Source organism: Streptomyces sp. NPDC033178 (assembly GCF_055577685.1).
This window is the reverse complement of record NZ_JBVIPT010000003.1, coordinates 34,598-49,060: the sequence shown is the minus strand read 5'-3', so window position 1 is coordinate 49,060 and position 14,463 is coordinate 34,598. Positions and strand designations below refer to the sequence as shown.

At 68.3% G+C, this 14,463-nt stretch carries 8 protein-coding genes and 1 tRNA gene; 7 read left to right on the top strand and 2 right to left on the bottom strand.

The genetic code is table 11. The annotated features are described in order from the left end of the window. Window positions 1-164: 164 nt before the first annotated feature. The 7 genes from ACZ5VQ_RS07585 to yjfF all read left to right on the top strand — a co-directional run bounded on the left by ACZ5VQ_RS07585 (window position 165) and on the right by yjfF (window position 7,911). Window positions 165-1,043, top strand: coding sequence for a MurR/RpiR family transcriptional regulator (locus tag ACZ5VQ_RS07585; protein WP_469104107.1), 879 nt, complete (start codon window positions 165-167; stop codon window positions 1,041-1,043). 178 nt (window positions 1,044-1,221) lie between these two features. Further along, window positions 1,222-1,295: transfer RNA gene (locus tag ACZ5VQ_RS07580), tRNA-Pro, on the top strand. Between the two features lie 544 nt (window positions 1,296-1,839). Next, window positions 1,840-2,886, top strand: coding sequence for a LacI family DNA-binding transcriptional regulator (locus tag ACZ5VQ_RS07575; protein WP_362072687.1), 1,047 nt, complete (start codon window positions 1,840-1,842; stop codon window positions 2,884-2,886). Window positions 2,887-3,042: 156 nt separating this feature from the next. Continuing rightward, window positions 3,043-4,053, top strand: a complete 1,011-nt coding sequence (locus ACZ5VQ_RS07570; protein ID WP_469104106.1) for an ABC transporter substrate-binding protein — start codon at window positions 3,043-3,045, stop codon at window positions 4,051-4,053. 209 nt (window positions 4,054-4,262) lie between these two features. Further along, the gene (locus ACZ5VQ_RS07565) at window positions 4,263-5,801 is read left to right on the top strand and encodes a sugar ABC transporter ATP-binding protein (protein ID WP_469104105.1); all 1,539 of its coding nucleotides are present in this window, start codon (window positions 4,263-4,265) and stop codon (window positions 5,799-5,801) included. Beyond that, window positions 5,798-6,889 (top strand): ABC transporter permease, encoded by a 1,092-nt coding sequence (locus tag ACZ5VQ_RS07560; protein WP_362072678.1) that lies wholly within the window; start codon window positions 5,798-5,800, stop codon window positions 6,887-6,889. Before ACZ5VQ_RS07565 ends, ACZ5VQ_RS07560 begins: the two co-directional genes overlap by 4 nt. Further along, window positions 6,889-7,911, top strand: a complete 1,023-nt coding sequence (gene yjfF, locus ACZ5VQ_RS07555; RefSeq protein WP_469104104.1) for a galactofuranose ABC transporter, permease protein YjfF — start codon at window positions 6,889-6,891, stop codon at window positions 7,909-7,911. Before ACZ5VQ_RS07560 ends, yjfF begins: the two co-directional genes overlap by 1 nt. A 115-nt stretch (window positions 7,912-8,026) precedes the next feature. Here yjfF and ACZ5VQ_RS07550 read toward each other — a convergent pair whose 3' ends face one another. Further along, window positions 8,027-9,040: a S1 RNA-binding domain-containing protein gene (locus tag ACZ5VQ_RS07550; protein WP_469104103.1), complete on the bottom strand. Its 1,014-nt coding sequence runs from the start codon at window positions 9,038-9,040 to the stop codon at window positions 8,027-8,029. Between the two features lie 55 nt (window positions 9,041-9,095). Beyond that, window positions 9,096-14,294 carry a family 43 glycosylhydrolase gene (locus tag ACZ5VQ_RS07545; RefSeq protein WP_469104102.1) on the bottom strand — a complete coding sequence of 1,733 codons (5,199 nt, stop codon included), beginning with the start codon at window positions 14,292-14,294 and terminating at the stop codon, window positions 9,096-9,098. Window positions 14,295-14,463 lie beyond the last annotated feature (169 nt).

Genomic DNA, 14,463 nt, shown 5'->3' with positions numbered 1-14,463 from the left:
GGCGTAGGAGCCCGATACCTCCGGCACGGAGTCGGGCGGCACGGAGTCGGGCAGGACCGCACGCAGTCAGGACAGGACGGCCAAGGAGTCCGGTGCGCCGCCCGGCACGGAGTCAGGCAGGGCCGGCAAAGAGTCCGGTCCGCGCGGCAGGGAGGGGGACCAAGGTGACCGACACGGACGGTGCCGGCGTCGGTGCCGGCGCGCCCCAGGGGGCCCTCGCGCCCGCACGGCTGCACCAGCTGTTCGAGGGGCGCCGACTGACGCCCACGCAGCGCCGTATCGCCCACTGCCTGGTCCGGCAGACCGCGGCCGCCCCTTTCCTGTCGAGCGTGGAACTGGCCCAACTGGCGGGGGTGAGCCAGCCGTCGGTGACCCGCTTCGCGGTCGCCCTCGGCTTCGACGGATACCCGGCCCTGCGCAGACACCTGCGGGACGTGGCACCCGACGGTCCGACCGTGGACGCGCGGCCGGCCAACCCGTACCAGCAGGCCGTACGGGCCGAGATCCACCATCTGCTCCAACTCGCGTCCCTGCTCGCCGATTCCGGGCCCGTGGAACGCGCGGGACGGCTGCTCGCCGCCTCGCGGCCCCTGCCGGTGCTCGGACTGCGTGCCTCCGCGGCCCAGGCCCGCGGCTTCGCCTACTTCGCGTCCAAGGTCCACCCGGACGTACGTCTGCTCGACGAGGGCGGCTCACGGCTCGCCGACCGCATCGACATGGCCAAGAACGCGGGGGCGAGCGCCCTCATGTGCTTCGCCCTGCCGCGCCATCCGGCCGAGCTTCTCGCCGCACTCGACCACGCCCGCGCGACGGGACTGACCGTGGTGACGATCGCCGACGGCACCTTCGCCCCGGTGGCCGCCCACAGCGACCTGCTCCTGCCGGCCGCCGTCGGCACCGACCTGGTCTTCGACACGGTGAGCGCCCCCATGCTCCTCGGCCAGGTCCTCCTGGAGGCGATGTGCGACGCCCTGCCCGACGCCCAGGCCCGCCTGGAGGAGTTCGACACACGGGCGGCCGCGCGGGGCCTGTTCGTCGACTGACCGGCCCGGGCGAGCGCCGCGCGACGGATGCTGCAGCGACACCGGTCGCGGGCGTGTCCCGACACCGGGCACGGGCGCTGTCCCGACACCGGGCACGGGGCTGTGCCGGCCGCGGTCACCAGACGCGTACGGTAAGGTTCACCTGCGTGTTCACGCGGAACTCCGCGACGAAGCGCATCGGGACGTGGCGCAGCTTGGTAGCGCACTTGACTGGGGGTCAAGGGGTCGCAGGTTCAAATCCTGTCGTCCCGACAGAGCGAAGGGTCTTCGCAGGCGAGAGCCTGTGAGGGCCCTTTTCGCGTGCGGGTGTTGTGCCGATGCTCAGCATCGTCGGGGGAGGGGTGTGTGCCTCTGGCTGGAACCGATCATCATCAACGTCCGATATTTCGTTCGTGGTTCGAAGTTTCGGTGCCGAAAATAGAGCCGTGCCGGAAGCGCGTCAAGGCCCTTGCCGTGAACCCGCGTTGTGGGCTGCCGGCCCGACACCGCGTGCTTCCGTCGCGTTACTCAAACGTGACGTCCTCCTGTTGTCGTCCCCCTTGACCGGCATGAATTGTTAGCGCTCACAATGACCTCCGCAATCACCAGCCGACTTCCAGGGAGGTACGACCATGGCGTTCGCGACGCCTCAACTCGCCTCCATGGCAACTGTCGTGGTCGTGGGGCTCCCGCCCGGAGAGTTACCCGGCTCTCCGGCGGACCGGTTGCCGTTGTCGCGGGCCGGGCCCCAGTGCCCGGAGACGTCCACGGGTGTCACAGAAATCTTCCGGTATACGACCGCCAAGGAGGTGCGGCCATGGCACAATCGCAGCTTCGGCCGCCCACCATGGCCGATGTCGCGCGACTGGCGGGCGTGTCCCACCAGACCGTTTCCCGTGTGCTGGGGGATCACCCCAACGTGCGGGACGAGACTCGGACCAGGGTGCTGCACGCGATCGAGGAAATGGGCTACCGCCGCAACTCCTCCGCACGAGCCCTGGTCACCCGACGCACTCGGACCCTGGGTGTCGTCGCCTCCGACACGACGCTCTACGGTCCGGCCAGCACCCTCTTCGCACTCGAGGAGGCGGCGCGTGCCGAGGGCTACCTCGTCTCCACGGTCAGCCTGCGCAAGCTGACCCTCGATGCGCTGTCCGAAGCCCTGGACCACCTCAGTGAGGGCGGGGTGGAGGGAGTCGTCGCCATCGCCCCGCAGCGGTCGGCGGTCGAGGCACTCGCCGAACTCCGCCACCCGTTCCCGGTGGTGACCGTGGGCAGCGGACCGGGCGTGGGCATTCCCTGCGTCAACGTGGACCAGTACATGGGCGCGCGGCTGGCCACCGGTCATCTGCTGGCCGCCGGCCACCGTACGGTCTGGCACCTCGCCGGACCCGAGGACTGGCAGGAGGCGGCCGACCGGGCCGCCGGCTGGCGGGCGACCCTCGAAGAGGCCGGTGTCGAGCCGCCGATGTCCCTGCGCGGGGACTGGAGTCCGTTGTCGGGCTACCGGGCGGGCCAGGAACTGGCCGGCTGGGTGGGCAGGGGGCTGACGGCGGTCTTCGTCGCCAACGACCAGATGGCGCTGGGGGTGTTGCGGGCCCTTCGGGAAGCGGGCGTGCGAACTCCCCAGGACGTCGCGGTGGTCGGCTTCGACGACATACCGGAGTCGGAGTTCTTCGCCCCACCTCTCACCACCGTCCGGCAGGACTTCTCGGCGGTGGGCAAACGGAGCATCGCCCTGCTCCTGGACCTGATCGAGGGCCGCGACCCGGCCGGGACACCCCGGTTCGCCATCGAGCCCCAACTCGTGGTCCGCGCAAGCACTTTCCCGTACACCGCGGACCCGGGCGCAGCACCCACCTGACACCGCGCACAGCACCCGACGGCCGATTTTCACCGCATCAGCATGGCCGATATGTCGAACAATGATCGACAGGCTGGACGAGGGCAGCCTGTCCCGGCGAGTGGCAAGGCGTACCAGCAGGTCCCTCAGGGACCGGCTCTTCAAAGGAGAAGACACATGCTCAACAGAAGGAACTTCCTCACCGCGGCGGTCGGCGTGGCGGCGGCGGGCGGCCTGGCGGCCTGTGCCAAGGAGGACGAGGGCGGCTCGAGTTCCTCCGCCGGCGGCAGCGGTGGCAAGAAGATCACCCTCGGCTTCGCGCAGGTCGGCTCGGAGAGCGGCTGGCGCACCGCCAACACCAAGTCGGTGAAGGAGGCGGCCAAGGAGGCCGGCTACACCCTCAAGTTCTCCGACGCCCAGCAGAAGCAGGAGAACCAGATCTCGGCGATCCGCAGCTACATCGCGCAGAAGGTGAGCGTCATAGCCTTCTCGCCGGTGGTCGTCACGGGCTGGGACGCGGTGCTCAAGGAGGCCAAGTCCGCCAAGATCCCGGTCATCCTCACCGACCGCTCCATCGAGACCTCCGACGACTCCCTGTACGTGTCCTTCATCGGCTCCGACTTCACCGACGAGGGCCGGCGCGCGGCCAAGATGCTGGAGAAGGTCCTCGAGAAGGCCGGCCACAAGGGCGCGGTGAAGATCGCCCAGCTGGAGGGCACCACCGGCGCCGCCCCCGCGCTCGAACGCGCCAAGGGCTTCAAGGAAATCATGGACGCCGACCACAAGGACGACTGGAAGGTCGTCGTCAGCCAGACCGGCGACTTCACCAGGGCCGGCGGCAAGCAGGTCATGGCGGCCTTCCTGCAGTCCAACCCGGACATCAACGTGCTCTACGCGCACAACGACGACATGGCTCTCGGAGCCATCCAGTCCATCGAGGCGGCCGGCAAGAAGGCCGGCAAGGACATCCTGATCATCTCGGTCGACGGCGTGAAGGACGGCTTCGTCGCGATGTCCGAGGGCAAGATCAACGGCATCGTCGAGTGCAACCCGCTGCTCGGCCCCCAGCTGATGGAGCTCGTGAAGAAGGTCAACGACGGCGAGACGGTCGAGCGCCGGATCAAGACCAAGGAGGGCGACTTCCTGCAGGAGCAGGCCAAGGACGCGCTCCCGACCCGCAAGTACTGACCCACGGGTGCCGACCCGCAGGTACTGACCTACGGGTGCCGATCCGCAGTCACCGATCCGCGGGTGCCGATCCGCACGTACGGATCCGCGGGCGTCGACCCGCACGTACTGACCGACCGCACCCACCGCCAGGGAGCCTCCGTCCGGCCGAACACCTCGGCTCAGGGGGCTCCCTGCGGGCCTGAACGAAATCCATGAGGAGCGCTGCCATGGCAGAGCCGCTGCCCGTCCTGGAGATGACGGGCATAGTCAAAGAGTTTCCGGGGGTACGGGCTCTGTCGGGTGTCGACTTCCGGCTCTTCCCCGGCGAGATCCACGCCCTGCTCGGCGAGAACGGCGCCGGCAAGTCCACCCTCATCAAGGTGCTGACCGGGGTCCACTCCCTGGACGGCGGCACCATCACCCTCAACGGCACGACCGTACGGTTCGCCAGCCCGTCGCAGGCGCAGCAGGCCGGCGTCAGCACGGTCTACCAGGAGGTCAACCTCTGCCCCAACCTGTCGGTGGCGGAGAACATCTTCATCGGACGCGAACCCACCCGCTTCGGCCGCATCCAGTGGAAGCGGCTGCGCCGCGAGGCCGCCGAGCTGGTCGACCGGCTCGGCCTCGACATCGACGTCACCGCGCCCCTGTCCTCGTACCCGCTGGCCGTGCAGCAACTGGTCGCGATCGTACGGTCGGTGGGCACCGGGGACGCCGACGGCCAGGGGGCGGGCACCAAGGTGCTCATCCTCGACGAGCCGACCTCCAGCCTCGACCGGGACGAGGTCCTCGAACTGTTCGCCCTGATGCGGCGGTTGAAGGACGAGGGCGTCGCGATCCTCTTCGTGTCGCACTTCCTCGACCAGATCTACGAGGTCTGCGACCGGATGACCGTCCTGCGCAACGGCACCCTGGTCGGCGAGCACATGGTCCGCGACCTCGACCAGGTCGGCCTCGTCCAGCTGATGATCGGCAAGGCCCTGGACCAGCTGGAGGAACTGCACGACCAGCAACTCCACTCCGACGTGGGGGAGTTGCTGCTCAAGGCGGACGGCCTCGGCCGCGTCGGCGGCATCGCCCCCTTCGACCTGGAGATCAAGAAGGGCGAGGTCATCGGACTCGCCGGACTCCTCGGATCCGGCCGCACCGAACTCGCCCGGCTGCTCTTCGGCGCCGACCACCCGGACAGCGGCAAGCTGACCATCGGCGGCAAGCAGGTCTCGATGAGCGCCCCGAACGACGCGATCGCCGCGGGCGTCGCGTTCTGCTCGGAGAACCGCAAGACCGAGGGCCTCGTACCGGACCTGACGGTGCGGGAGAACATCATCCTCGCCCTGCAGGCCACCCGCGGCTGGACCCGGCCCATCCCGGTCGCCCAGCGCGACGAACTCGTCGCCAAGTACATCAAGGCCCTGGACATCAGGCCCGCCAACCCCGAGGCCAGGGTCGGTCAGCTCAGCGGCGGCAACCAGCAGAAGGTGCTGCTCGCCCGCTGGCTGATCACCCAGCCGAAACTGCTGATCCTGGACGAGCCGACGCGCGGCATCGACATCGGCGCGAAGGCCGAGATCCAGAAACTCGTGGTCTCGCTCTCCGAGGAGGGCATGGCCGTGCTGTACATCGCGGCCGAGCTGGAGGAGGTCCTGCGGCTCAGCCACACCATCGGAGTGCTGCGCGACCGCAAGCTGGTGGCGCAGCTCGCCAACGGGCCCGAGATCACCACCACCCGGATCCTGGAGACCATCGCGAGCGGAGAGCACCAGTGACCACCACTCCCCGATGGCGAGCGCTGACGCACCATCACCTGTTCTGGCCGGTCGCCGTGCTGGTCATCCTGCTGCTCGTCAACGTTCCCTTCACACCCGACTTCTTCGCCGTCAAGATGACGGACGGCCACCTCTACGGCAGCCTCGTCTCGATCGTCCTGTTCGGCTCGCCCCTCATCCTGGTCGCGGTCGGCATGACCCTGGTCATCGCCACCGGCGGCATCGACCTCTCCGTCGGCGCCGTGGTCGCCATCACCGGCGCCCTGACCTGTTCGTACATCAGCGACCAGGCCGACCAGAGCGCCCTGTCCGGGGTGTTCCTGGCCCTGGGCATCGGACTGGCGGCCGCCATCGTCTGCGGCCTCTGGAACGGCTTCCTGGTCGCCAGGATGGGCATCCAGCCGATCATCGCCACGCTGATCATCATGGTCGCCGGCCGCGGTGTCGCCCAGCTCATCACCGACGGGCAGATCATCACCGTCAACAGCGAGCCGTACAAGCTGATCGGCGGCGGCTACTGGCTGACGCTGCCCTTCTCCATCTTCATCGTGGCCGCCGTCGTGGCCGTCACCGTCGTACTCACCCGCCGCACGGCCCTCGGCCTGCTCGTCGAGTCCGTCGGCGGCAACGCCGAGGCCAGCCGCCTGGTCGGCATCAGGTCCATGCGGATCAAGATCATGGTGTACGTGTTCTGCGCACTGTGCGCCGGTATCGCGGGCCTGATGATCAGCTCCAACACCTCGGCCGCGGACGGCAACAACGCCGGTCTGTGGATCGAGCTCGACGCGATCCTCGCCGTGGTCATCGGCGGTACGTCGCTGCTCGGCGGCCGGTTCTCCATCGGCGGCACGGTCGTCGGCGCCCTCGTCATCCAGACCCTGACCACCACGATCTACACCATCGGCGTGCCGACCCAGACCAACCTGGTCTTCAAGGCCGCCGTCGTCATCATCGTCTGCCTGATGCAGTCGCCGAAGTTCCGCGCCAAGGTGTTCGGCGCGAAGGGCGGCGGCAAGAAGGCCGCGGCACCGGCCCCGGCGGAGACCGCCCCGGCGGCCGAGGCCTCTCCCAAGATGGAGGTGTCGTGATGAGCACGACCACCCAGCGGCCGACGGCGGCGGACAGCCGTACGACCGGCAAGGCCGCGCGCGTACTCGGCGACCGGCGGCTGCCCGTCCTGGTGACGGCCGGTCTCTTCCTCGTCATGTACGGCGTCGGCCTGAGCCGGTACCAGAACTACGGGTTCGCCGAATCGCAGGTCTTCCTGAACCTGTTCATCGACAACAGCTATCTACTGGTCGCGGCCGTCGGCGCCACATTCGTCATCCTGTCCGGCGGAATCGACCTCTCCGTCGGCTCCGTCATCGGCTTCACGACCATGTTCACGGCATGGCTGGTGGAGCGTCAGGGACTGCCGATCGTGGTCGTCATACCCATGGCGCTCGCGGTGGGAGCCTTCGGCGGGTTCCTGATGGGCTATGTGATCCAGAACTTCGAGATCCAGCCCTTCATCGTGACCCTCGCCGGCCTCTTCCTCTTCCGGGGCCTGTGCCTGGTCATCAGCAAGGAGTCCATCTCCATCAGCGACTCCTCCGTGAGCAGCATGGCCCAGACGCAGGTGTCACTGGGCGGGGCCTTCCTCTCCATCGGGGCCATCGTGGCGCTGGTGGTGCTGGCCGCGGCGTTCTACGTCCTGCACTACACGCGCTTCGGACGCCGGGTGTACGCCATCGGCGGCAACGAGCAGTCGGCCCTGCTGATGGGGCTTCCGCAGGGCGGCACCAAGATCGCCGTATACACGATGAGCGGTTTCTGCTCGGCGCTCGCGGGTCTCCTCTTCACCCTCTACATCCAGTCCGGCGACCCGCTGCACGCCACCGGCATGGAGCTCGACGCCATCGCCGCGGTCGTCATCGGCGGCACGCTCCTCACGGGCGGCTCCGGCTACGTGATCGGCACCCTCTTCGGCGTCCTCGTCCTCGGCCTCATCAAGAGCCTCATCCAGTTCGAGGGCACACTGAGCTCGTGGTGGACGAAGATCGCGACAGGTGTCCTTCTGTGCGCGTTCATCCTGATCCAGCGGGCGATGACGAGCCGCAGGAAGACCTGACCCGCCCACAGTTCCCTGTCCTTGGGCCCGCCCTGCACTTGGGGCGGGCCTTCGGTATGAGATCTCCACCGCCGCCCTACCCCGTGACGGACCTCGGACTCCCAGGTCGGAGCGGTCAGGCATCCGCCTCATCTCCGTCGGCCGAGACCGCCTGCCGGTGCGAGAGAGTGATCCGGCGCCGGACCGGGTCGACGTCCAGAACCTTGACCGGCAGAGCGTCACCGACCTGTATGCCGAGCTGGGGGCTGTCGGAACGCCCGTCTGCCAGCTCGGAGTTGTGCGCCAGTCCCTCGAAACCGTTCGCCACCTCTTCAACGCGTACGAACACGCCGAACGGCACGAGCTTGGTGACGCGGCCGACGATCGTCCGGCCGATCAGCCCGGTCAGCAGCTGCATCGGGTCTTCCTGCAGGGCCTTGAGGGACAGTGATACGCGTTCACGTACCGGGTCGACGCCGAGAGTCACGGCGTTGATCTCCTGACCGACTGAGACGACGTCGGAGGGGTGGCCGATGGGACGCCATGACAGCTCGGGGATGTTGATCATCGCTTCGAAGCCGCCGATGTCCACGAACGTGACGCCGAAGTCGGCGATGTGGGTCACCGTGCCGGTGACGATCTCACCTCGTTGAAGGGTTCTGAGAAAGGCCCAGTTCCGGTCGCTCGGCGTCGGCTCGGTCCGCCAGCGGGCCCGTACCACTCCGTCGTTGTCAGGCATGACAGCGGTGAACAGAGGCGCACCCTCATCGGCGTACACGGACAGGAGCGCGGCGGCATCGGCACCGGACATCCGGGCGGTCAGCGCCGGGAACTCCTCCTCGTCGGCGACAGCGCTGTGGATCCGGCCGCCCTTGTCCTGCCAGACACCTTCGACGAGGCCCTCGGCGGGGAGGGCACCGAGAACCGCGTCGATGTCGGAGGACAGGCCGGGCCATACGGCCAGCCGGGCGCGGGGAGCGAGCCCGGCGCGGACCGTGCCAATGGTGTCGCGGGTGAGGCGGTGCCACCGCGAGACGCCTTCGATGCATGTCTCCTCCACGAGCCCGGCTCGGCCGGTGGTGACTGCCCAGCGCAGACAGGCCCAGAAGTCGTCGTCGCCCGGCAAATACTTCGCCGGACGGTACGACACGCAGAAGCGGTGCCCGGAGCCCCGGACACCGCTTCTGTCAGTGATGTGTCGGCCGTCAGCCGAACACGATGCCGTACGCCTTCGTGCCCGTGCGGTTGTCGTAGACGACGTCGCCCGTGGACTTCTTCCAGATCCTGATGCGGTAGGTGTCGGGGGAGTCCGTGATGGTGATGCGGAAGGCGTAGCCGACGGTGCCGTTGACCGTGCCCGAGCCCTGGTACTGGGCTTCGGAGCGGGTGACGACCAGCCAGTCCGAGGCGGTGGAGCGGAACTTGACCTTGGCGGCCGCGAAGTCGAAGGTCGCGCTGCCGCTGGGCACGGTGTCCTTCGCCTTCTTGTACGCGGCGCCGAAGGAGAAGCCCGCAAGACCGGTCAGCGAGGGCTTCGCCGGGTAGGCGCCCGCCGGGGAGGAGATGACTCCGACGCCGGCGATCGGACCGGCCCCGCGGTCGTAGACGACCAGTTCGGGCAACTGGCTGCTGTCCTTGCCCCCGTCGTCGTCGGTGACCGTGATCACCGGACGGTGGATGCCCGCCTTCTCGTAGGTGTGCGTGGCTTCGCAGACAGTGCCGGTGACCTTGCCGGTGGTCGGCTCGGTGCCGTCCTTCCAGTCGACCTTGCACGTCTGGGTGTCGTCCGCCCCCAGGTCGGTGAACTCGGCCTTGACGGCCGCGCTCTTGGCGACGGACACCGCCGAGGCGGGCCCCGTGGCCGACGTGATCACCGGCGCCGCGTTGTCCACGGTCACGGTGAGCGTGTCGCTGCTGCGGCCACCGGTCAGCGTCACCTCGTACGTACCGTCGTCGGCGCAGGTGATCGACGTGAGGATGGCCCCGGGGTCGGCGAACGTGCAGGGCGCTCCGGCCTTGACCGTCCAGCGTGGCTTGCCCGCCCCGGAGATCGTGCCCGTGACCGGGATCGCGCTCCCCTCCGTGCCCATCGCGTCCGGGCCCGCCCGGACGATGGTGACCGGGTCGATGCCCGACAGCGTCGGGACGACCTTCTCGATCAGGCCGTCGGCGTCGAACTCCAGCTTGTCGATGGTGGTTTCGCGGTTCGTGCCGTCGCCGCCGGGGATGGCGAAACGGTGGTAGGCGATGTACCAGTCGTCGGTGTTCGGCACCTTGACCACCGAGTGGTGGCCGGGGCCCTTGATGCCCAGGGAGAGGTCCTTCTCCAGGATCACGCCCCGCTTGGTCCAGGGGCCCGTGGGCGAGGAGCCGGTGGCGTAGGCGACGCGGTAGTTCTCGTCCCGGGTGTCGTTCTCCGACCACATGAAGTAGTAGGTGCCCTTGCGCTTGATGACGAAGGTGCCCTCGTTGTAGCCGCTGGGAGTCATGTCGGTGACCTTCGACGCGTCGAAGGAGACCATGTCGTCGTTGAGCGGGACGGCGTACGCCCTGCCGTTGCCCCAGTAGAGGTACGGTGTGCCGTCGTCGTCGGTGAACACCGCCGGGTCGATCATCTGGCCCGGGTACTGGCCCGCCTTCAGCAGCGGCTTGCCCAGCGCGTCCTCGAACGGGCCGGTGGGCGAGTCGGACACCGCGACACCGATGTTCGCGTCGGCGCAGAAGTAGAAGTAGTACTTGCCGTCGCGCTCCTCGATCGCCGGCGCCCAGGCCCTGCTGTCGGCCCAGCCGACGTCAGGACCGAGGTCGAGGATGACGCCGTGGTCCTCCCAGTGCACCAGGTCCTTGGAGGAGTACGCCTTGAACTGGGTGCCGCTCCAGCCCGGGAAGCCGTCCATGGTCGGGTAGATGTAGAAGGTGTCGCCGAACCGCGTGATGTTCGGGTCGGCGTTGAGCCCCGGCAGCACCGGGCTCTTCATCTCAAGTGCCCTGACCGTCCAGGTGCGCTTCCTGCCGTCCGAGCCGGTCACCTCGTACGTCACCGGTTCGGTGAAGTCGTGCAGCGAGCCGGACGCGGGGCTGATCGACGCCCCGTGGGCGAGGTCGAACTCCGGGGCCAGGGCCGTGACATCACTGCCCTCCGCGAGCGGCAGCGTGATCCTGCTGTCCGCGTCGTCGATGATCGCGTCGACCTTCAGCGCGGGATGGGTCGCCGAGGCGATACCCGTGGTGTTCCCGCTCAGCTCCAGGACCTCGGCGGGCGACAGCGCCCGGTTGTAGATGCGGAAGTCGTCGACCTCGCCGCCGAAGTACGGGTCGGGGGAGTAGAGCGACCTGCCGATGTAGCCGGAGTAGCCCTTCGACGCGTCGTACAGCTCGGACGGCTTGATGGTGACCCCGGTCGCCCGGGCCGCCTCGACGCCGTCCACGTAGAGGACCGCCGTCTCGGTCGCGCTGTTCACCGTCACCGTGACGTGCTGCCACTCACCGGGGGTGAGCTGCGAGCCGCCGGTCATCTGCTTCTCACCCGACCAAGTGGCCTTGGTGATCGCCGAGAAGAGCTTGCCGCCGCCGTTGGACGGAGTGGCGAAGAGGTACTTGTCGCTGTCCGGGCCCAGCCCGAAGAGCCACTGGAAGTTGTCCCCGCCCTTCCACTTGGCGTACGTGGAGACGGTGACGCTGTCGGCTCCCTTCAGCACGCCGTTCGGGATCCGCACGTACGGTGATGTGGTCGAACTGCTCGAACCGCCGGACATCTTGAACGAGCCGCCGTCCACACCGGTCCCGAAGTCGGGCGTACGGACGTACGTGCCGTGGTAGCCGTGGCCGCTGGAGTCACGGGCGATGCTGCCGCCCGTCTCGTCGAACCCGTAGCGCAGGACCAGGTCGGCGGGCACGTCGGGGCCCTCGGCCGAGACCGTGACTTCGGCCTCGGCCCGTAGCACGGCGCCGTCGGGCAGGCTGCCCTTCACGGTGAACGTGCCGGCCTGCGCGTACGCCGAGGCCGGGACGTCGTCCCAGGTGACGGAGACAGGGCGCTCGACCCCGTCCGCGTACTCGGCGATGACCGTGCCCGGCAGGACCGGGGCGTCACCGATGCCCGTCGTGACCTTGACGTCCTCGACCGACTCGACGATCTGGTCCGGTTGATACGCCTTCAGCAGCCGGTCGTACTCGGCCTGTGTAACCGGAAGTACCGTACCGTGGCGGGGTTTTGACGGAAGGTCATATCCCGTGGACGGGGCCCAGTTGCCGGAGGCGAGGTTCGTCGTCTCGAAGGGGATGTAGCCGCGGCCGCCGAACTCGTCGAGGAACGCGTACCACTTCTCCTCGGTGTTGGACTTGAACACCAGCGGTCCCTCGGCGGCGCTCATCGCGCCCTTGCCGATGCCCTCGGCCACGAAGTCCCAGGACTCGTCGAGGATCGAGTCGCTCTTCTCCTGGAAGATGAACTTGCTGTTGGGGGTCGAGGAGGAGTTGTTCCGCTCGTCCTTCGACAGCCGGTAGTAGGTGTCACCCTGCTTGATCATCGTCGAGTCGATGACCGAGTAGCCGCGGTCGATCCACACCTTGGGCTCGCTGAAGGTGCGGAAGTCACGGGTGGTCGCGTACATCATGCGGTTGTACGTGTCGCCCGAGTGCTCGGGGTTGTCGTACAGCTTCGACGCCCAGAAGACGACGTACGAGCCGAGCTTCTCGTCGTAGAACGCCTCCGGGGCCCAGGTGTTGCCGGCCGAGTCGGGCGAGACCTTGACCAGTCGCTGGTCGGTCCAGTGGACCAGGTCGGTGGATTCCCAGACCATGATGGACTTGCTGCCGGTGCGCTGGGAGGCGTCCCAGTTGCCGTTGCCGTAGATCCGCAGGTCGGTGGCTATCTGGTAGAACTTGTCGCCCTCGGGGGAGCGGATGATGAATGGGTCGCGCAGGCCCTTCTCGCCGAGCGTGGACGTCAGGACGGGCTTCCCGTCGTTCAACTCCCGCCATTTCAAAGGGTCGTCGCCCTTGCTGAGGGCCGCGTAGAGCTGCTCACCGTCCGAGGTGCCCTCGCCGGTGAAGTAGCTGAACATATAGCCCTTGAGGGGCGCCTCGGCGGGGAGTTCGGGAACCTTCGCGGTGAGGACGCGGGTCGCCCGCGCGTCACCCTTCGTGACGGTCGCGGTCAGCTCGACGGTCGTGCCGCCGTCGCCGTGCGCCGGGCGGTGGACGATGCCGTCGGCGGAGACGATGTCCGGCTTCGCGGAGGTCCAGCCGACCTTCGTACCGTACGAACCGGTCGTCGGCAGGGTGATGTTGCCGCGCACGTCGTCGAGGTTGTCGACCTTCAGTGCCTCGGCGGCCTGTTCGGTGGCCGTGTCGTCGTCGAACGCCGCCGGGACTGTGATGTCGAACGACTTGGTGTCGGTCACCGGCCCCTTCTTGAGGGTCGCCGTGAGTGTGGCGTGGCCGTCCGGTTCGCCGGCTGCGGGGCGGGTGACGGAACCCGAGTCCGCCACCACCGAGGGGGTGTCGGACTTCCAGGTGATGGTGGAGCCGCCCGCCGTGCCCGTGGTCGGCAGGGTCACGTCCGCGACGACGGCGCTCGTGTCGCCGAGCGTGAGGGCGGCCTTGTCGTCGGCCACGCCCCGGGTGGCGACGGGGAGGGAGAGCTGCTCGACCTCCGAGCCGGCCAACGCCCGGTCGTAGACGCGGAAATCGCGGATGCTGCCCTTGAAGAGCTTGTCGCCCGGGTACACCGACTTGCCGATGTGGTTGGCGGTCGTGGTGCCGGAGCCGATGGAGCCGGGCGTGATGGTGACCGCCGTGTTGCGGGCGACCTCGACGCCGTCCTCGTACAGGACACCGGTGGTGCCGGTCTGGGTGTACGTGACCTGCTTCCACACGGCACGGGTCATGGCGCGGGCTGGGGAGGGCTGGGTGGTCTGTTCCGTCGACCAGTTGCCGGAGGCGATGGAGGTCCGGAGGGTGCTGCCGGTGGTGAACAGATAGCCGTTGCCCGCGGAGCCGCTCGTGTTGCCGAAGCCGTAGACGAAGTACGGGGTGCTCTGCGCGGAGTCGACCTTCACGTCCATCGAGACGGAGATCGAGTTCATGCCGCTCATGATGTTGTCCGGCACCTTGACGTAGGTGTCGGAGCCGTTGAACGAGAGTCCCTCACCGGCGTCGGACCAGGTGGCGGTGCCGTTCACCGTGCCGGTCCGGCCGTTGCCGGAGGCGTCGGCAACTGTGGTGCCGGAGGCGGCGTCGAGCTTGTACCAGAGGGCCAGGCCCTCGGTGATGTCCGCGCTCTCGGCCGCGTCGGCGGGGGCGACGGGCCCGGCGAGTCCGAGGAGCAGTGAGGCCGCGGTCAGTCCCGCGAGCCCTCCTGCCCAACGTCTTGTACGGCTACGGGGTCTCGCGAGTTGCATCGTTTCAACTTCCTCTGCTGAGACATGCCGGAAGGAAAGGACCGCGAGGTCTCAGCAACGGGCTTGGGCCGTTTCGCGTGTGTGACGTCGCGTTGCGAGAGTGTGAAGCGGTGTGAACGGGGGCGTCAAGAGGTTCCGAACAATGTCCGGCAGGTCGAACGGCTGGGGA